Source organism: Intrasporangium flavum (genome assembly GCF_001956915.1).
GTDB classification, from domain to species: Bacteria; Actinomycetota; Actinomycetes; order Actinomycetales; family Dermatophilaceae; genus Monashia; species Monashia flava.
Map to the genome: position 1 here is coordinate 1 of NZ_MLJO01000018.1, position 18,761 is coordinate 18,761.

At 72.2% G+C, this 18,761-nt stretch carries 18 protein-coding genes, 2 tRNA genes and 1 pseudogene; 8 read left to right on the forward strand and 13 right to left on the reverse strand.

Annotation, left to right across the window (positions count from 1 at the left end; genetic code table 11):
• The first annotated feature begins 86 nt into the window (after positions 1-86).
• The 5 genes from BIV28_RS14270 to BIV28_RS14290 are packed head-to-tail and all read left to right on the forward strand — an operon-like array spanning position 87 to position 4,425.
• Positions 87-482, forward strand: a complete 396-nt coding sequence (locus BIV28_RS14270) for an effector-associated constant component EACC1 (RefSeq protein ID WP_076262928.1) — start codon at positions 87-89, stop codon at positions 480-482.
• Positions 479-2,725 (forward strand): caspase, EACC1-associated type, encoded by a 2,247-nt coding sequence (locus BIV28_RS14275; protein ID WP_076262929.1) that lies wholly within the window; start codon positions 479-481, stop codon positions 2,723-2,725. Before BIV28_RS14270 ends, BIV28_RS14275 begins: the two co-directional genes overlap by 4 nt.
• Before the next feature lie 51 nt (positions 2,726-2,776).
• The gene (locus tag BIV28_RS14280; protein WP_076262931.1) at positions 2,777-3,373 is read left to right on the forward strand and encodes a sulfite oxidase-like oxidoreductase; all 597 of its coding nucleotides are present in this window, start codon (positions 2,777-2,779) and stop codon (positions 3,371-3,373) included.
• Between the two features lie 13 nt (positions 3,374-3,386).
• On the forward strand, positions 3,387-4,127 hold the full coding sequence (locus BIV28_RS14285) for a ferredoxin reductase (protein ID WP_076262933.1): 741 nt from the start codon (positions 3,387-3,389) through the stop codon (positions 4,125-4,127).
• Position 4,128: 1 nt separating this feature from the next.
• A complete protein-coding gene (locus BIV28_RS14290) occupies positions 4,129-4,425 on the forward strand; it encodes a DUF6510 family protein (RefSeq protein WP_076262935.1) in 297 nt (98 codons plus the stop codon).
• 27 nt (positions 4,426-4,452) lie between these two features.
• Here BIV28_RS14290 and BIV28_RS14295 read toward each other — a convergent pair whose 3' ends face one another.
• The 3 genes from BIV28_RS14295 to BIV28_RS14305 form a co-directional block, all read right to left on the reverse strand.
• Entirely contained in the window at positions 4,453-4,917 is a 465-nt protein-coding gene (locus BIV28_RS14295; RefSeq protein ID WP_076262937.1) for an ester cyclase, read from the reverse strand.
• A gap of 13 nt (positions 4,918-4,930) precedes the next feature.
• On the reverse strand, positions 4,931-5,251 hold the full coding sequence (locus BIV28_RS14300) for an antibiotic biosynthesis monooxygenase family protein (RefSeq protein WP_076262939.1): 321 nt from the start codon (positions 5,249-5,251) through the stop codon (positions 4,931-4,933).
• A 132-nt stretch (positions 5,252-5,383) separates the two neighbouring features.
• Positions 5,384-5,647 (reverse strand): response regulator transcription factor, encoded by a 264-nt coding sequence (locus tag BIV28_RS14305; RefSeq protein WP_076262940.1) that lies wholly within the window; start codon positions 5,645-5,647, stop codon positions 5,384-5,386.
• A gap of 34 nt (positions 5,648-5,681) precedes the next feature.
• On the opposite strand from BIV28_RS14305, the gene BIV28_RS14310 reads away from it, so the two are divergent.
• Positions 5,682-7,754: a hypothetical protein gene (locus tag BIV28_RS14310; protein WP_207555998.1), complete on the forward strand. Its 2,073-nt coding sequence runs from the start codon at positions 5,682-5,684 to the stop codon at positions 7,752-7,754.
• A 15-nt stretch (positions 7,755-7,769) separates the two neighbouring features.
• Here the strand turns inward: BIV28_RS14310 and BIV28_RS20525 are convergent.
• The 7 genes and pseudogenes from BIV28_RS20525 to BIV28_RS14345 all read right to left on the reverse strand — a co-directional run.
• Positions 7,770-8,240, reverse strand: a pseudogene (locus tag BIV28_RS20525) (AAA family ATPase); the annotation flags it as partial.
• Positions 8,241-8,285: 45 nt separating this feature from the next.
• Entirely contained in the window at positions 8,286-9,500 is a 1,215-nt protein-coding gene (locus BIV28_RS14320) for a sensor histidine kinase (protein WP_076262943.1), read from the reverse strand.
• Positions 9,493-10,290 carry a response regulator transcription factor gene (locus BIV28_RS14325; RefSeq protein ID WP_076262945.1) on the reverse strand — a complete coding sequence of 266 codons (798 nt, stop codon included), beginning with the start codon at positions 10,288-10,290 and terminating at the stop codon, positions 9,493-9,495. The genes BIV28_RS14320 and BIV28_RS14325 overlap by 8 nt, the downstream gene beginning before the upstream one ends.
• A complete protein-coding gene (locus BIV28_RS20065; protein WP_207555999.1) occupies positions 10,217-10,726 on the reverse strand; it encodes a hypothetical protein in 510 nt (169 codons plus the stop codon). The genes BIV28_RS14325 and BIV28_RS20065 overlap by 74 nt, the downstream gene beginning before the upstream one ends.
• Positions 10,726-12,549, reverse strand: coding sequence for an Ig-like domain-containing protein (locus BIV28_RS14335; protein WP_076262948.1), 1,824 nt, complete (start codon positions 12,547-12,549; stop codon positions 10,726-10,728). The genes BIV28_RS20065 and BIV28_RS14335 overlap by 1 nt, the downstream gene beginning before the upstream one ends.
• 289 nt (positions 12,550-12,838) lie before the next feature.
• Positions 12,839-13,477 (reverse strand): signal peptidase I, encoded by a 639-nt coding sequence (locus tag BIV28_RS14340; RefSeq protein WP_076262950.1) that lies wholly within the window; start codon positions 13,475-13,477, stop codon positions 12,839-12,841.
• Positions 13,478-13,617: 140 nt separating this feature from the next.
• Positions 13,618-14,178 carry a TasA family protein gene (locus BIV28_RS14345; RefSeq protein ID WP_076262952.1) on the reverse strand — a complete coding sequence of 187 codons (561 nt, stop codon included), beginning with the start codon at positions 14,176-14,178 and terminating at the stop codon, positions 13,618-13,620.
• 307 nt (positions 14,179-14,485) lie between these two features.
• Here BIV28_RS14345 and BIV28_RS14350 point away from each other — a divergent pair, with 307 nt between their 5' ends.
• Together BIV28_RS14350 and BIV28_RS14355 are read left to right on the forward strand one after the other, a co-directional pair.
• The gene (locus tag BIV28_RS14350; protein ID WP_076262953.1) at positions 14,486-14,968 is read left to right on the forward strand and encodes an SRPBCC domain-containing protein; all 483 of its coding nucleotides are present in this window, start codon (positions 14,486-14,488) and stop codon (positions 14,966-14,968) included.
• 103 nt (positions 14,969-15,071) lie between these two features.
• Entirely contained in the window at positions 15,072-18,161 is a 3,090-nt protein-coding gene (locus BIV28_RS14355) for a DEAD/DEAH box helicase (RefSeq protein ID WP_076263009.1), read from the forward strand.
• A gap of 143 nt (positions 18,162-18,304) precedes the next feature.
• Here the strand turns inward: BIV28_RS14355 and BIV28_RS14360 are convergent.
• The 3 genes from BIV28_RS14360 to BIV28_RS14370 form a co-directional block, all read right to left on the reverse strand.
• Positions 18,305-18,380 (reverse strand) — tRNA-Ala (locus BIV28_RS14360).
• Between the two features lie 39 nt (positions 18,381-18,419).
• Positions 18,420-18,605 carry a DLW-39 family protein gene (locus BIV28_RS14365; RefSeq protein WP_076262955.1) on the reverse strand — a complete coding sequence of 62 codons (186 nt, stop codon included), beginning with the start codon at positions 18,603-18,605 and terminating at the stop codon, positions 18,420-18,422.
• A 28-nt stretch (positions 18,606-18,633) separates the two neighbouring features.
• Positions 18,634-18,710, reverse strand: a tRNA-Ile gene (locus BIV28_RS14370).
• Positions 18,711-18,761: the final 51 nt, after the last annotated feature.

Sequence of the window (18,761 nt, forward strand, 5' to 3'; positions counted from 1 at the left end):
CCGGGCCGGACGAACCTGCAAAGACCCTGTATCGGACGCCCTGCTCGCGCGTACTGTTCTGGAAACGGCATGTGCGAGGTGGCGAGATGCGCGCGACGGTCGTTCTGGCCTTGTCGGAGTCGGGGGCCGATGGCCTGCGCCTCGACTCGCTGCACCGACAGCTGCGCACCGAGCTCGGCGACCTCGACGAGGTCGAGCCGCTGCCCGCGCCGGCCGGCCCCGCGCCCGTCGAGCCGGGTTCGCGCGCCGTCGACCCGGCCACCGTGAGCGCCTTCGCCGTGGCGGTCTTCGGCTCCGGCGGCCTCACGGCCCTGCTCGCCTCCCTGCGCGGCTGGCTGCGGCGCGGCACGGGCGAGGCCCGCTCGGTGCGCATCGAGGTGGGTGGTGACGTGTTCGAGCTGACGGACGCGTCGGCCGAGGAGCAGGAGCGGCTGCTGCAGGTGTTCCTGCGGCACGTGGACGGGACGGAGGCGCCGGCGTGACCGGGCGACGCCGCGCGCTCGTCGTGGCGACCGACACCTACGACCACGCGGCGCTCGGCCAGCTGCGCTCCGCGGCCGCCGACGCGGTGGCGCTGAGCGAGGTGCTGGGTGACCCCGAGGTCGGCGGGTTCGAGGTCGACGTCGTGCAGAACGCCGCGTCGCACGAGGTGCAGGCCCACATCGAGGACCTCTTCGCCGACAGCGGTCCCGATGACCTCGTCCTGCTGCACTTCTCCGGCCACGGGCTCAAGAGCGACTCCGGCGAGCTGTTCATCGCCGCGCGCAACACGCGTCCGGACCGGCTGGCGTCGTCGTCGGTACCGGCCGACTTCGTGCAGCGGTGCATGCGCGGCTCGCGTGCCCACAGCATCGTGCTCTTCCTCGACTGCTGCTACGGCGGGGCGTTCGGCGAGGGCGTCGCGGTGCGGGCCGCGGGCCCGGTCAACGTCATGGACGCCTTCCCGAAGGGTCGGCTCGGCGGAGGGCGTGGGCGTGCCGTGATCAGCGCGTCGAGCGCCATCGAGTACGCCTTCGAGGGCACGACGCTGACCGCCGAGCACGAGGCGCCGCCGTCGGTGTTCACCTCGGCCGTCGTCCACGGCCTGCGCACGGGCGATGCCGACCGGGACGAGGACGGGTTCGTCTCGCTCGACGAGCTCTACGACTACGTGTTCGACCGCGTCCGGGAGGCCAACCCGAAGCAGACGCCGGGACGCGACATCGAGATGTCGGGCGAGATCTACGTCGCCCGCACCAGGCGGCGACGCGTCAAGGCGGCACCACTGCCCGACGCGCTGGCCACGGCGCTGCGCAACCCCGACCCGACCTACCGCCGCGGCGCCGTGCTCGAGCTGCGCGACCGGCTCGGCCATCCCGACCTCGCCGTGGCGCTCGGCGCGCTCGAGGCGCTGCGGGCGGTGGCGGCCGGCGACGTGCGCGCGGTCGCCGACGACGCCCAGGCCGCGATCGACGCCGCCCGCCCCGTCGTGACGCCCGCGTCGGTCGATCTCGGCGACGTCGACGCCGACGCGTCGGTCGACGTGGAGCGCACCCTGACGCTCGGTGGCGTGCCGCTCGCACGCGAGGTGTCGGTCGAGGCCGAGCCGCCGCTGGCCGCCGAGGTCGAGGGCGACGAGGTCGTCGTGACCTTCTCGCCCACGGGACGGGCCTTCAGCGGGACGCTCGTCCTGACCGCGCCGACCGGCGCGGTCACGGTGCCCGTGACGGCACGTGTCGCCGGCACCGACGCGCCGACCGGCAGTGGCGCTACCCCTGCGGATGACGCGACACCGGTCCCAGCGGCCACGGCCGGCGAGGACGCCGCGCCCGACCTGGTCGGCACGCCACGTCGGCTCGTGCCCGTCTCCGCCGACCCGGCCGCCGGGACGAGCGGCGCCGTCGCTGCGACCGAGCCGGCCAGGCCGGAATCCGCTGCCACAGAGCCACCCCCGCCGGACCCCGGACGCCAGGCCGAGCAGGCGGCCCGGGTCCGCGGCGTGCTGGGCTGGCTGGCCATCGTCTCCGGCGCGCTCGTCCTGGTCGGGGGCATGATCGCGCCGTGGGGCGCCGAGGACTCCACGCCCAACCCGTCGAACGACGTCGTGGTCCAGGTCGTCTGCTACCTCGCCCTGGCCGTCGCGACCGGCGTCGCCCTGCTGGCCCGACGGTCATCACCGGCGATCGGCGTCGCTCTCGTGGTCCCCACCGCGACCCTCGCGGTCATCGACGCGCTCAGGGCCATCGGCCTGTTGCGCGACAACACGCCTCCGGCTCCCGGTCCGGGATGGTGGCTGAGCATCCTCGGCCAGGCCTGCATGGTCGTCGTCGCTGCCGTCACTGTCCTGGCTGGGCCCCTGCGGTCGTCCGTCGCCCGTGGCGGGGTGGGCTGGACGGATCCCGCGACCATCATCGTCCTGGCCGCCACGGCGGTCGGCGTCCTCGTGATCATCGAGGTGGCCACCTACCTCTCGAGCACCAACGCGGGGGCCTACTGGGTGGCGTGGGTCTGGGTCTGCATCGTCGCCCTGGTACTCCTCGTCGCCATCGGCCTTCCCCTCGATCCGGTCACGGCCCGTCGCGCCTGGCTGGCTGCCTCCGGTGTCGGGCTCGTGAGTCGAACCCTCGCGTCCTACCTCTACGCCGTCACACACACCGACTCGCTCCATCTGATCTTCGGCGTCGTCGCCGGTGTCGTCATCGTCGTCGCCGCGATCATGCTGGGACGACGGCCGCAGCCTGCCTGATCGACCCAGCCTGACCGACCGAACGTGACCGACTACCGCACAGGAGGACGCATGGGCATCGTGACGCCGGGCTTCCGTGGACGACGACGCGCCGACGTCGAGCTGCCACCGGGCCAGTACCTGACGCACGACTTCCCGGTGCTGCAGGCCGGACCGACCCCCCGCGTCGAGGTCCACGAGTGGTCGTTCACCGTCACGACCGAGACCGGCGAGGAGCACGCGTGGTCGTGGGAGCAGCTGCAGGCGCTCCCGCAGGAGACGCCGACCGTCGACATCCACTGCGTCACGAAGTGGTCCAAGCTCGACACGTCATGGCGCGGCGTCTCGCTCGACACGTTCCTCGAGGACGTCGACACCGCAGCGGAGTTCGCGCTCGTGCGCTGCTACGACGGGTACACGACGAACCTGCCGCTCGAGGACCTGCTCGACGGGCAGGCCTGGGTCGTGCACGAGTTCGACGGCGAGGCGCTGGAGCCGTGGCACGGCGGTCCGGCGCGGTTGCTCGTGCCGCACCTGTACTTCTGGAAGTCGGCCAAGTGGGTCAGCGGCATCGACCTGCTCCTCGACGACGAGCCGGGGTTCTGGGAGCAGCTGGGCTACCACGAGTACGGCGACCCGTGGCGCGAGCAGCGCTACGCCGGCGACTGAGGGCGGCCGGGTGATGGCACGCGTGACGTGGCAGGTGGCCTACCTCGTGTCCCGCAAGGACGAGACGCCCGACGCCGTGACCCTCGTCCTCGGGGTGCCCGAGTGGCCCGGCCACCTGCCGGGCCAGCACGTCGACGTCCGGCTCACGGCCCCCGACGGCTACTCCGCGCAGCGTTCCTACTCCCTCGCCGCCCCGGACCACGGCGCCCAGGTCGAGCTGACGGTCCAGGTGGTGCAGGACGGGGAGGTCTCCTCGTTCCTCGCCCGGGACTACGCCGTCGGCGACCCGGTGGAGGTGCGTGGGCCGGTCGGCGGGTGGTTCGTGTGGTCGCCACAGGTCGGTGCAGCCGCCGCCCCGGTGCTGCTCCTCGGCGGTGGCTCCGGCGTGGTGCCGCTCATGGCGATGGTGCGCGCTCGGCACGAGTCCGGCAGCACCGCGCCGATGCACCTCGTCTATTCGGTGCGCACCCCGGCCGACGTCCTCTACGCCGACGAGCTGGAGCGCCGGGGGCGCCTCGACGACGGGCTCACGGTGACCGTCGCGTACACGCGTTCCGCACCACCGGGGGACGCGCGGGGCGCGCACCGCATCACCGCCGAGGAGCTGGCCGCCTGGGCCCCGTACCGGGAGGGCCAGCGGACCTACGTGTGCGGCCCCACCGGTTTCGTCGACGCGGTCGCGGACGCGCTCGTCGACCTCGGACACGACGAACACACCATCAGGACCGAGCGGTTCGGCCCGAGCGGAGGGTGACATGACGGTTCACGACGACGGCCGGGCCACCCCGGCCCTCGACGGCAACGTGCTGGCCGGACGGCTCGGGGAGGTGTTCGGCGTCGACGTCACGAGTGCGAGGGTGATCTGTGTCGGGTGCGGCCGCGGGCAGTGCGTCGCCGAGCTCGTCCTCTACGAGACGGGCATGGGAGCGACGGCGCGCTGCCGCGGGTGCGGTGCGGTGGTGCTGCGGGCGGCGCAGATCCGCGACGAGGTCGTCCTCGACCTGCGCGGCACCCGCACCTTGCGCGTCTCGCTGCCCGCCCCCGCGGTCTGACCCGTCGCGCCACCCGAGCGCAGCGCCCTAGCGGCCGGGCGTCCCCGCCGGCTTGCCGTGCTGGGCGCCGGCCGGTTCCGGGGGACCGCCCGGGATGGCCCCGATCTGCTGCATGAGCGTCAGCATGTCCATGACGCCCCAGTGCTCGGCGATCCTGCCGTCGGCGTCGAAGCGCATGATGTCGATGAGCTGGGTCTCGCCGTGCCGGCCCGAAGCCGGGACGCCCATGAACTCGCCCTTCTGCGTGCCGGACACCGACACGCGCGCGACGGCCCGGTCGCCGCTCTCGAGCACCTCGTCGACCTTCATGTGCAGGTCGGGGAAGATCTCGAGGTAGGAGCGGAACATGTCGAGGACGCCGGCCTTCGTCGGGGGGACCCCCGGCGTCTCCTGGTGCTCGACGAACCCGTCGGCGACCAGCGCGCCGAAGCCGTCGACGTCGCCGCCGTTGAGCAGGTCGTAGGCCCGACGCATCGTGTCCGCGTTTCCCATGACGGTGCTCCTCTCAGGCGGACGCAGCGGCCCGGTGGCCGCCCTGCTCGTGGTCGCGGTGCTCGGGCAGCGTGAGCATCAGCTCGATGTACTCGGGCGGGGTGGCCGCCATCCCGGGTGGCAGGTTGGGGGCGACGTGGTGGTCGTACCAGTCCTGGTGCGACTCCTTGGTGTCCCACACCTCGACGACCCGGAAGCCGGTGTCGGTGGGACCGCTGAGGTGGCTGACGAACCCGGGCATCCGGGTGAGCTGGTCGAGCAGTCCGGAGGCGCGCAGCCCCTCGACCAGGCCACGGTCGGCGCCGGGCACCTCGGAGATCATGATGACGGCCATGCTGTTCCTCCTCGTCCCGTGCGGGGCGGGCCGGTGCGGTGTCACATCGGTACGGACTCCGTCGCCACGACCACCCGCGCCACGGCTGGTTGCGTACGCCATCGATCCTCGGCGCGGGAGGCGCCGCAGACATCACTCGATCGAGTGATGCACCACCGCGGCGAGGGCGACCCGGTTGGGCACGGCGAGCTTGGCGTACACGTGGCGCAGGTGCGTGTTGACGGTGTGCGGAGACATGTAGAGCCGGCGCGCCACGGCGCCGTTGGTCAGTCCTTCGGCCACGAGCTGGGCGACGGCCCGTTCGGTGCTCGTCAGGGCGGCCCAACCGCGGTTCGGTCGGCGCCGACCGCTGCGGGAGCCGGGGTGCACGCCGAGCGCGCGGAGGGAACCGCGCACGCGTGCCGCCCACGCGTCGGCCCCGGGCCCGCTCGTGACGCGTCAGCGCCTCCGTGAGCAGCGCCGCCGCGTCGGCCGGTTGACCGGAGCGCACCAGGAGGCTCGCGGCGTCCTCGCACGCCCCCGTGTGCTCGAGCAGGAGCGGCGTGCCTCGCGTGAGCGTGGCCGCCTCGACCGCCGGTTCCGGGTCGCCGCCGACGAGGCCCCGGCAACGCAGCGCCACCGCCTGCACGGTCGAGACCGTCGGGGCGAGTCGGGCGCCCTGCGCCACGGAGTCGGCCACCTGCTCGGCGACGTCGCGGTGCCCGAGGACGAGGGCCAGTCGCGTGAGGTCCGGCGCCAGCCACCGGTCGTAGAAGCGGTCCTCCCGGGCGGCCTCGAACCGCCAGCACCGCAGCAGCAGGTCGTAGGCCCCGCGCGCGTCGCCCTCCGCCTCGAGGATCCCGGCGACGGCGGCCGCGACGACACCGGCGTTGTACCCCAGGTCGTCACCCTGCAGGGTGCGGACGAGCGGAGCCGCGAGGTCGCGGGCCGTCGTGACGTCTCCCGAGGCGGTCGCGATGACGGTGCGCAGGGCGAGGGCCTGCGAGGCGAGCAGTGCGTGGTCCTTGTCGCGGGCGGCATCGCCGGCGGCGACGAGCCCCGGGCCGGCATCGTCCCAGTCGCCGACGGCGAAGGCGGCGTGCGCGTCGGCCAGGAGGGTGTCGGAGAGCCACCAGCCGGAGCTGAACTCGGCGTCGAGGGCACGGCGGTACGCAGCGCGGGCGTCCTCGACGAGGTCGCAGTCGAAGAGCCCGAGGCCGAGGAAGAGGTTCGGCTGGAGCGGGAGGGCCTGCACGGACGGGTCCTGCGAGGCGAGCAGGGCCGCACGGCGAGCGTGAGCGAGCGCCTCGACGTGCCGGCCCTGGCGCCCGAGCGCGACGAAGAGCGCCGTCAGCGCCCACACGGTCAGCCCGTTGACGCCCACCTGCTCGGCGACGTCGAGCGCCCGCGAGGCCGCGGCCGCGCCGGCCTTGGCGTCACCGGTGAAGGTCAGGGCCCAGCTCTGCTGCGCGAGCATCGGCACCTGCTCGTGCGGCAGGAGCGCGTGCCCGTCGGCCAGGCTGGCGTCGACGACGCCGATGAGCTCGGTGGCGCGGTTCTGCAGCGCGAGCGCGCCGAGGAGGGCGAGCCGCAGCGGCGTGTCCACCTCGGTGGCGTGGGGTCGCTCGAGGAGCGTCTCCGCGCGGGAGGCGGCCTCGGCGACGCGGCCGGCCCGCACCAGGGCGTCCACCACCTCGGCCGTCACGACGTCGGTAGCGGGGTGCCCCTCGGGCAGCAGCGCCTCGGCACGATGGAGCAGGTCGACGGCGACGAGCGGCGCCCGCCCACCGGTGTCGCGCGCCGCCTCACGCAGCCAGCTCACGGCCCACTCGTCCCCGCGCTCGGCACCGAGCATCAGGTGGTCGGCGACGGCGCTCCGGTCGGCCCCGGCGTCGACGAGGGCGATCGCCGCCTCCCGGTGCAGCCGCCTCCGCGCGGGCCCGGGGACGTGCAGGTAGACGGCGTCGTGCACCAGCTGGTGGCGGAAGACGACCCGCCCGTCGCTCTCGTCGAGCAGCTGCGCGTCGAAGGCGCCACCGAGCTGCGCCACCACCTCCACCGGCGCGAGGTGCGCCACGGCCGCGACGTCGCGCAACGACACGGAGTCACCGAGCACCGCCGTCACCTCGAGCAGCTGCAACGTGGTGGGCGGCAGGTCGCGCAGGCGTCGCACGACGAGCTCGGCGAGGGAGGCCGGCAGCTCCCGCGTCGTCGCCTCGACGCGCTCGCCGTCCCACCGGAGGTGACCCGCGTCGGCGAGGGACCGCACGACGGCGACGACCCAGAGCGGGTTGCCATCGGCCTTGTCGAGCAGGGCCGTGAGCACGGGGCCCGGGTCGGCCCCCAGGATGCCCCGGGCGACGGAACCGACGTCGTCGGGGGTCAGCGGGTGGAGCGTGACGGTGCGCGCGCCGGCCCCGGCGAGGTCCTCGAGCAGACGCGACACCTCGGCCGACACCGGCGCGGGTCGGTGGGTCACGACGACGAGCAGCGGCGCCAGGGGCAGCCGTCGCACCACCGCTGACAGGGCTGCGAGGCTCGCGGTGTCGGCCCAGTGGACGTCCTCCGCGACGAGCAGCACCGGGCCCTCGAGGCAGGCCGCGTCGACGAGGTCGACGAGCTCGTCGACGACGCCGTGCTGGACCAGAGGGTCCTGGCCGTCGTGCGTCACCCCCGTGAGCAGGGCTCCGAGCCGGGCGCGCCCGGGGTTGCCGGACCGGGGGTCCAGGGCGAGGGCCGACACCATGACGCCGAAGGGACGGGTGCGCTCGAACGGGTGTGCCTGACCGGCGAGCACGCTGACGTCGCGGGCACGCGCGTCGTCGATGACGTGCTGGACGAGCCGGGTCTTGCCGATCCCGGCCTCCCCCTCGACCACGAGCACCGATCCCCGGCCCTCGGAGAGCCCGCGGACCGCAGCCGCGGCCACCTCGGCCTCGGCGTCACGGCCCACGAGACCGTTCGCCGTGGACACCCTCCCAGCGTCCACCCGCACCCGGGACGCGTCCACCGAATCGGCCGGACGCGTCGGCGACGTTGCCGTGGGGTGGGTCCGCTACGCGGCTCCCCGCGGCAGGAGCAGCCGGTAGCCGTGCGTCGCGGCGTCGGTGACGAAGAGCCGGCCGCCGAACGACTCGACGGTCGACACCACGGACGCCAGCGGTGGGGGCGCCGTGTCCGCGTGCAGCAGGTCGGGCTCGCCGCGCCGGGGCCCCTCGTCCGTCACGGTGAGCTCGAGGTGGGAGCCGCGGTCGACGAGACCGACGCCGACGCTGCCCCGCCCGGCCCGGGCGCAGTCCTCCACGAGCGCCGTGACGGCGTCGGTGAACGCGTCAGCCGGGACCCCGACCTGCACGCCGCCGTCGACGTCGGGGCGCACGCGGCGCCGGGCGCGCCACGGCGACACCCGCTGCACGGCCTCGGCCACCAAGGGTTCGGCCGGGACCGCGGGAACGACGCGGTCACGCCGGGAGGGAGCCGCGTCGAGGACGTCCACGACCGCGGTGGAGAGGCGGTCGAGGCCACGCCCCAGCTCGTCGACGTCGGTGCGCGCAGCGGGAGGCAGGTCGGGGTCGAGCGCCAGTCCCTCGACCCGCAGCCTGAGGGCGGTGATCGGCGTGCGCAGCTCGTGCGAGGCCGTCACGGCGAACTGCTCCTCGCGCTCCTGCAACCGGTCCAGGCGCGAAAGGCCCTCTCGCAGAGCGGTGCCGATGGCGTCGGCCTCGGCCACGCCGTAGTGCGGGACGGCCACGCCCGCGCGGCCCCGGGCCAGGCCGCGTGCCGCGTCGGCCAGCTGCTGGAAGGGGCGGGCGATGTGGCGGGCGAGCAGCCACCCGGCCACGGCAGCCGCGGCGATGAGGCCCAACGCGAGCAGCACGAGGGGCAGCAGCGCGTCGGAGATGCGGCGTCCGATGTCGTCGGCGGGGCGCACGGCGGTCAGCTCGGCGCCGTCGGGGCGCGTCGCGCTGGCCGCGTACTCGCGGTCGGAGTCGGCGACCGCCAGGCCGCCGGTGACCGCGGCCCCCTGCCGCGGCCGGTAGCGCAGGCCGACGACGTCGCCGGACAGCGCGTCGAGGAAGTCCGACGTGACCGGCCGCCCGCCGTGCAGCCGCTCGTCGACCGCGACGCCGGCCATCGTCAGCGACCGCTCGACCGTGGCCTGCGCCGAGCGCTCGATCTCGCCGGCCGTGGCGTAGGCGCGCACCGCCCCCATGACGGCGACCACGACGACGACCGTCCCGACGAGCGCGGCGACGAGCCGCTCACGCATCCGGTGGCTCGTCCTCGAGACGGAAGCCGACGCCGCGCACGGTCGAGATGCGAGCGGCGCTGTCGGCGGTCTCGAGCTTCTGGCGCAGGCGCCCGACGGTGGCGTCGAGCGTCTTGGTGGAGCCGAACCAGTTCTCGTCCCAGACCTCGCTCATCAGGGCCTCGCGGGTGATGACGGCTCCGCGCTCGGCGTCGAGCAGCGCCAGGACGTCGAACTCCTTTGCCGTCAGTGCGATCTCGCCGCCACCGACGAAGGCGCGCCGCGACCGCGTGTCGACGCTGAGCGCGTCGGCAGCGGCGTCGGCCGTACCCGCCGGCGAGCCGGACGTGCCGTTCGCGGCACCGCCGAGGGGCCCGGTGGGCGACGCGTCGGCGCCGGACGCGGTGGACGCGCGGGACGCGTCGTCGCGCGGCGAACCCACGGCCCAGCCCCGACGCAGCGTGGCGCGGATACGAGCGAGCAGCTCGGACAGGGAGAACGGCTTGGAGAGGTAGTCGTCGGCGCCGACGTCGAGCCCGACGACGCGGTCGAGCTCGCCGCCGCGGGCGGTGAGGATGAGGACCGCGCCGGTGTAGCCCCCGGAACGCAGCCGCCGGCACACCTCGAGGCCGTCCATGTCGGGCAGGCCGAGGTCGAGCAGCACGACGTCGGTGGGCGCGGTCGAGGCGTGCGCGAGGGCGGCGGCGCCGGTGGGTGCGTGGGTCACGAGGTGTCCTTCACGCTCCAGTGCGATGACGAGCGTCGGCGCGATGTCCGGGTCGTCCTCCACGAGCAGCACGTGAGTCGCCATGACCCAAATTATCCGTTTCTGCACGTTTCGCACCAGTGGTCGTGTTCCGGCGACGCCGCACGGCCTCCGAACCGAGGAGCGCCAGCAGCGCTCCGGCCAGACCCAGGGCGAGCAGCGACAGCGGCCCGAACGGCACCGGCCGGCCGCCGGGCCGACCGACCGTGACGAGCAGGAGGACCCCGCCGATCACGGCCGCTGCGAGCACCCCGGCCGCGGTCCGCGAGACCGCGCACCCACCCCGCGCCAGGGCGACACCCACGCCCGCGCTGGCCGTCGCGGCCACGCCGAGCAGCACCGTCACGTAGGGCGGCGGCGCCGCCTGGCCCGCGAGGGTCGCGACCTCGACGACCGCGAGGGCGAGGGCACAGACGGCCGCCGCCCGCAGCGGCACGCTGACGCGTCGGGCCTCGGTGGTCACTGATGAGGGCTGCCGCATCAGAAGTCCTTGTCCAGTGCGCCGAGCTCGGTGACCGGCGCGCCCGAGCAGGCCGTGCCGAAGGCGTCGGTGGCAGCGGTCGAGGGGCTCCACACCATGTTCTGGGCCGTCGTGACGGCGTGCAGCGCGCCGCCGCTGGAGAGGGCGCCGAGCTTGACCGTGATGACGGTGCGGTTGGCCGAACCCACCACGACCGTGCTCGCCGTCATCGTCGCGGTGAAGACGCTCGTCTTGCTCGTGCGGACGAAGTCCTCCTTGAGGTCGATCGAGCCGAGGTTGACCACGGTGCCGCCGACGAGCACGTCGAGGGTGTCGTCCTTGCTCGTGAGCCCGAGCAGCGCGCCGTCGCGGACTCGGACCTGCACGGCGAGCGAGGCTCCGGTGAAGGTGGGCGTGATCGAGGACGGCTTGACCGAGTCGGTGTAGGTGAAGGTGAACGAGTCGTTCGTCTCGATCTTGCCGACGGTCGCGCCACCGTTGGCAGCCTGGACGTCGTAGCCGCGCAGGGCGGTGTTGTCGACGCGTCGGGCGGTGACGAGCGTCGAGGTGGTGACGACGCCGGCGGTGTCGCTGAGCACGGCCCGGAAGTCGTAGAGGCCGTCCGCCGTCGAGGTGGTGGCCCACGAGCAGGAGTAAGGCGAGGGCCCCGACGTGATGGTGCAGGCCGTCGTCCACGTGCCCGCCCCGTTGGGGGAGCGTTGGATCGCGACCGACGCGACGCCGGCCCTGGCGGTCGCGCTCGCCGTGAGCGTCACGGTGCCGGTGAGGTAGGCGCCGGGGTCCTCCATCGACACCGACGACACCGTGTTGTCGACGGTGCGTCCGGTGACCGACGCGGACGTTGCGGTGTTGCCGGCGGCGTCGGTCGAGACGGCCCGGAAGTCGTACCTGCTGCCGGAGGTGAGCTTCGTCGTGTCGAAGCGGCAGGACCACGGCGAGGTGGTGACGGTGCACGCGGTCGTCCACGTCGGCAGCGGGGCGCCGGTCACGGCGTACTGGATCGCGACCTGGTTGACGCCGGAGTCGGCGTCGGTCGAGGTCGCGGCGAGGGTGACGGTGCCGCTCAGGGTGGCGCCCGGGTCGGTCATCGTGACGGCCGGGGCGGTGTTGTCGACCATGACGTCGGTGACGACGGCCGAGGTGGCGCTCGTCTTGCCGGAGGTCGCCGTGGCGCGCAGGTCGTAGGTACCGTTCGCCAGCGTCGTCGTGACCCAGGAGCATCCGAAGGTCGTCGTGACGGACGCGGACGTGCACAGCGTCTTCCACGTCGTCGTGCCGCTGACGGCGTACTCGATCGTGACGCCGTAGAGCAGGGCCCCGCCGCCGTAGACGGTGCCCGAGAGCGACGTGGCGCCGCGGACGTAGGTGCCGGGCTCGGCGAGGACGACGACGACGTTGTTGGCCACCGTGGTGGACACCGGGTCGGACACGGCGACGTTGCCGGCCTTGTCGGTGGCGGTGGCCCGCAGCGCGTAGCTGCCGTCGACGCCGCGCGTCGTGTCCCAGCTGCACGACCACGGGCTCGCGGTCGCGGTGCAGAGCGTCGTCCACGTGCCGCTGCCCGGGGAGACGTACTCGACGAGCACCGAGGCCAGGCCGCTGCCGGCGTCGGACGCGGTGGCCGAGACGCTGACCGTGCCGCTGACGGCGGAGCCGGGGCTGTTCATCGAGACGGTCGGCGGCGTCCAGTCGGCGGCGGCCGTGAAGACGGCGGGCGAGTTGGTCGAGCTCGAGGTGTAGGACGCCGAGGAGAAGGACGCGCCGGCGCCGAGGACCACGGCGAGCGCGGCCACGGCCAGCAGCATCAGTCGGGTCCTCGGCATGCTCCAAACGTTACGGAGACGGCCCCCACGGGAGCCGTTCGAGAACACACTCCCGGGACGCTGCTCTTCCACAAAAGGGAACTGCCACCTCGACGCGTGGGACGCCTGGACGGGGCGGGACGCGTCGGGGAGCGGGCGGCGGGGGCGTCGGCAACGGTCGGGACGCGTCGGGGAACGCGCCGGCAGGCCCGGTCCCTGGTGGGACGGGCCTGCCGGTTGGGTGGGTGACCACGGCCGGGGGAGCCGGTGGTCGGTCCGGGCGGTGGGACGACCGGACAGCTGAGGGGCGTCAGCGCGGGGCGACGCCATGGGCGAGGGCGGCGCCGGCGGCCACACGTCTCGAGGCGGCTGCGCCGGTGCGGTGCCGGCCGTCGGCGCGACGGCCGGCACCCTCCTCCCCGGTACGTGCGTTGCGGAAGGCCTCCCGGATGCTGAGGAGCGCGATGAGGCCTGCCGGGACACCGACCAGGAGCATGCGGTGGTGCGGGTCGGCGAGGTAGAGTAGAGCCCAGCCGACGTAGGGCACGTGGTAGGCGACGACCGGCTGACTGTCGGAGTCGAGCGTGAACGTCCACGGATCGGTGCTCGGGTTCGCGTCGCCGCGGGTGCGGTACACGGTGCCGTCGACGCCGGGCTCGGCCGAGACGACGCGGTGCGTGACGAGGTTGGTGACGCCGCTGCTCGCCGGCGGGACGTAGGTGATGACGTCGCCGACCTTGACGTCGCGCACCGGCACGACCTTCTCGAAGACGACCGAGCCCTTGTCGTACGTGCCGGTCATCGAGCCGCCGGTGATGACGTAGCGCTGGTAGCCGAGGACCGAGGGCACGACGTAGGCGACGGCGAGGAGCAGGAGCGCGAGCATCGCGAGGTTGCCCAGGGCGCCGGCGACCCGCGCGCTGCGGCGGCGCTGCGTGGTGGTGGCCATGGCTGTTCCTCTCAATTCGAGTCGGCGGTGCTGGCTGCTGGTGCTACGTGCTCGTCCTGCTGGAGCTGCTGGGGCTCCTGCGGCTGCGGGCTGAACCCGGCGTCGACGCCCTCCCGCGTCGACGCCGGGGAGTCAGTGCGTCAGGCCGCCGGGGTGACCGCGCCGGTGTCGGCGTTGGTGACCGTGGCGGAGCTCTGCGTGCCGTTCCAGGAGAACGAGGCCGACGCGGACTTGCCCTGCTCGGTGTTCGTGGCGCTCGAGGCGAGCGTCACGGTGATGCGGTAGGTGTGCGCCTCGCCGGCGGCCCACGTGCCGAGGCTCTTGGTGCCGGCGCTGCCGAACGCCCCGCTGTAGACGGTGACGGGCGAGGACGTGTTGGTGACGTCCTCGATCTTCTCGGTCAGGACGCCGGAGCTGAAGGTCGAGGTGTCGGTCTGCGTGACGGAGAAGACCGAGCCGAGCGAGCCCGAGTTGGTGATGGTGACCTGGCCGTAGACCGAGTCGCCGGGCTTCATGTTGGCCAGGCTCAGGATCGAGGAGCCGGACTTGCTGTTGGTCTGGGCCAGCGTGCCGGCCGTGACCGTGCTCGCGGTGTTGCCGGACGTCGAGGAGAAGTCGGCACCGGACCCGACCGCGAGAGCGCCGGCGACGGCGGCGGTGGCGAGCGGTACGAGGACCTTCTTGGTGGCGAGGATTCGCATGGTGTGGGCTCCCTGTCGGTGGACCGGGCCTGGCCCGGAAGTCTGTCGGGATCGCGTCGATCCCTGTTGACGAGAAACCTACGGAGGGGCGAACCACGCGATTCCCCCACGAGATCCACACGACGTCCACGGTTCGGAACGGTTCGCGCGCCGTCGGGAACACCGCCCCGTTCCTGCCCGTGGACGACGCCTGCGCTGGCCATCCACACACCGTGCACGGGGTGTGGATGGCCGTGCGGGGTGCTCTTGGAGCACGGTGTGGCGGCGGCGCGGGGAGTAACCGCCGGCGGCTCGGCCTTGTACCGGCATGCGCCACGACTCGTTCACGCTGACCCGCACGTTGCCCGTCGCACCGTCTGCGGTCTGGGCCGCCTTCGCCGACGATTCGATCCGACGCCGGTGGATGCGGATGCCGGGATCGGGCGCCCGCTTCGAGCACGACTTCCGGGTCGGTGGCGGCGAGCGGGCCAGCGCCTCGTTCACGACGCTCGACCACCCGACCGAGCTGCTCGAGAACGAGTCGCACTACCTCGAGTTGGTGCCCGCCCGGCGGCTCGTCTTCGCCTACCGCGCCACCGTCGACGGCGTCGTCCGGTGGGCTTCGCTCGTGATGGTCGAGCTCGAGCCGACGACCGGGGAAAGTGGCGTCGAGGCGACGGAGCTGACCTGGACCGAACAGGTCGTCCTGCTCGTCCCGAGCGAGGATGGCGGCAGCGTCGACCTCGCCCACCTCCGCGGCGGCATCCAGCTCCGCCTCAACGCCCTAGCCCTCGCGGTCGCACCCGGCTGATGGGGGATTCCGGGAACCGACGCCTGCAAGGCACAGCCGGCATTTCCCGGACGAACAGACTCACTCCTGGCAAGCTGCGTCGGTGACTACAGGGGACGGCAGCCTGCTCGAGGGGCTCTACGAGAGCCTCATCACGAAGGCGCTCGAGGCACGGCTCGAGCGTGTCACGGCCCTCGACGTCCGACGTGGATCCGTGGACGAGGCAGATCAGCCCGAAGTCCTGGCGCGGCACATCGGTGAAGTCGTCCTCCGAGCCCTGCGCGAAGAGCGGCGGCCTGAGGTTCGGCTGGACCTCGTCAACCGGCTCGTCGAGACGGTGGGTGCCGTGGAGTACTCCTTGTCCGCCGCGCATCAACTGCTCGCAGTCTCTGCGCCCCCAGGGCCCGACCACCTAGCGCGAAGCCTCACAGAGCGCCCCTCGACTCCGCTGTCCGAGGCTGCCCTTCTGACGAACGCCTCGGGCGAGCCGGGCCTCGGCCATGAAGTACGTGCAGAGCTGGCGAGCGCCGACCACGTCGATGTGATCATGGCCTTCGTCAAGTGGTACGGCCTTCGACTCTTTGAGACACAACTGGCCGCTCTGCAAGCCCGGGGAGTTCGTCTCCGCGTCATCACGACCACGTACATGGGGGCAACCGAGCGAGCCGCTGTGGACCGGCTGGTCCGTGACTTCGGAGCCGAGGTCAAGATTCAGTACGACGCCCAGCGAACGAGGCTGCACGCGAAGGCATGGCTGTTCCGGCGCAACACTGGGTTCGACACGGCGTACGTCGGCTCGAGCAATCTGTCTCGCGCCGCGATGCTCGACGGCGTGGAGTGGAATGTCCGCCTCTCGGCTATCTCTACCCCCGCACCGCTCGCGAAGTTCCGTGCCACTTTCGACAGCTACTGGAACGACGCGTCATTCGAGTCCTACCACCCGGATGTCGACCGTGATCGCCTCGACGATGCCCTCGCTGAGGCGGCCGGCAGACGCACACACGACCGAGTGACCCTGACCCTGTCCGGTCTAGAGGTTCGGCCGTACGCCTACCAACAGGAAATGCTCGATCAGCTGGACGTCGAACGCGTCGTCCACGACCGTCACCGGAACCTGGTCGTCGCGGCGACGGGTACCGGCAAGACCGTCGTGGCTGCGCTTGACTACCGCCGGCTCGCGTCAGGCTCCGCGACACCGCCCCGCCTCCTGTTCATTGCACACCGACGCGAGATCCTCCAACAGTCGCTGCGCACCTATCGCGAGGTCCTGAATGACGCGGGGTTCGGGGAGCTGTACGTCGACGGGCACCGCCCCGAACGGTGGGACCACGTCTTCGCCTCCATCCAGTCCCTGTCGTCCTATGGAGTCGGCAATGTGCCGCCACACGCTTACGAGATCGTGGTCATCGATGAGTTCCACCATGCCCAGGCGCAGACCTATCGACGCCTCCTCGAGCATCTGCAGCCAAGAGAACTGCTTGGCCTGACCGCCACGCCCGAGCGAGGGGACGGTCTCGACGTCCGGTCGTTCTTCGAGGGCCACACGGCCGCCGAACTCCGATTGTGGGACGCCCTCAAGGCTGATCTGCTGACCCCGTTCCACTACTTCGCGATCGCAGATGGTGTGGACCTCACCGGGGTGGACTGGAAGGCTGGCGCGTACGACGCTGCCGACCTCTCGAACCTCTTCACGGGCAATGACGCCCGCGCGCGCATCGTGCTCAAAGCAATCCGGGACAAGATCGCCGATCTGAGCACCATGAAGGCGCTGGCCTTCTGCGTCTCCCGGGACCATGCCCGGTACATGTCCAGGGTCTTCAACGAGGCCGGCATCGCATCTGCGGTAGTTCTGGGGGATACAGCAACTCCCGAGCGCGACGCGGCCGTGCAGGGACTGAAAGACGGCCGGGTTCAAGTGCTGTTCGCCGTGGACGTCTTCAACGAAGGCGTGGACGTGCCGGCCATCAACACAGTCCTGTTCCTCCGCCCAACCGAAAGCTCCACCGTCTTCCTCCAACAACTCGGACGGGGCCTGCGTCGCGCCAAGGACAAGGCGGTCCTGACGGCCGTCGACTTCGTCGGCCACCACCGCAAGGAGTTCCGGTTCGATCAGCGATTCCGCGCCATGACCGGCAGTACTCGTGCTGCTCTTCAGCGCGACATCGAGCATGGCTTTCCGTTCCTGCCCGCTGGCACCCAGATCGTGCTCGACCAGCAAAGCCAAGACCTCGTCCTCGAGAACATCCGAAGCCAGGTCACGACGCGGTGGTCGGCCATCGCGGCCGAGCTGCGTGCCCATCCGACGGATGACCTGGGCAGCTTCCTGACGGAGTCGGGCTTCGAGCTGTCCGACGTGGTGCGAGCGGACCGCTCCTGGACTCGGCTGCGACGCGAGGCCGGTATCGAGGTACCCCCTGGTGGCTCCCTCGAGAAGCACCTGCTGAAGCGCGTGCGCACCCTCGCCCACGTTGATGACGCGGAACGGGCAGCTGCCTACCTTGTCTGGCTCAGCCCGGAGGCACCCCGCTACGAGGCGGCTGACCCGGCCCTGCAGGCCTACGGACGGATGCTCTTCTTCTCGCTGTGGCCTGACGGAGGAGGCTTCACCTCCTACGAAGCAGGACTCAACGCGCTGCGCGGCGAGAGCGCGGTCGTTCGAGACCTTCAGGCCGTCATCGCCCTGAGTCTGCGCTCTGCGGAGCGGGTCACCTCGTCGTTGAGCGGTGAGTTGGCTGGGCGGCCGCTACGGGTGCACGCGCGCTACACGCGTGAGGAGTTGGTGGCCGCGCTCGACTACGTCGCCATCGATGGCCGCAAGCCGAACAGCTTTCGCGAGGGGGTCCTGTTCGCCGCTGAGGCGAACTCGGATGCCTTCCTCGTCACCCTCAACAAGTCCGAGGCAGACTATTCACCGACCACGATGTACCAGGACTATGCCATCAGCCCTGAGCTGTTCCACTGGGAGTCCCAATCGGGGACGCGGGTGGCATCAGCTACAGGTCAGCGGTACCTCCACCACAAGGCGCGCGGCAGTCACGTGCTGCTCTTCACGCGGCAGCAGAAGGTCACTGCCATGGGTACTGGCGCGCCCTACTTGTTCCTGGGCGAGGCTGACTACGTGGAGCACCGGGGTGAACGACCGATCGCGATCACCTGGCACCTTCGCACGCCGATGCCGGCTGCAGACTTCGCCTCGGCAAGCGTGGTCGTCTAGCCACTGCCGAACCGATCGCGTCAGGTGCACGCCTGAGGCGTAGACGCACCCCTTGCAAGGGGTGCACCCGGCCCAACGGGGTATCGGCGCCAGGAGAGGGGACGACAAGAGGCCTGTCCCGGGCGTCGGGACAGGCCTCTTCGTGGTGGAGCCAAGGGGACTCGAACCCCTAACCCCCTGCTTGCAAAGCAGGTGCGCTACCAATTGCGCCATGGCCCCTGGCTCGCCGGACGCGTCCGGCGGGTGAAGCAGGGAGGATCAGGACGAGGTGGTCGCCTCGTCGTGGCTGACCGGGGCGTCGGGCGTGACCGGCGCTGCCGGGGCCGAGACGTCGTCGGTGGCCTGCGTCCACAGGTCCTGCTCGGCCTGCTGCTGCTTGGCCTTGCGTCGCAGGAACACGATGCCGGCGACGGCCCCAGCGATGAGAGCGAGACGCTTGAGCATTCCGGGATCCTCTCCGTGGTGACGGTGATGGTGGGCCTAGGAGGACTTGAACCTCCGACCTCTTCCTTATCAGGGAAGCGCTCTAACCGTCTGAGCTATAGGCCCATCGTCACCTTCGCGCGCCTGGCCGAACCCGTCGGGATCCGACGTCTGGGC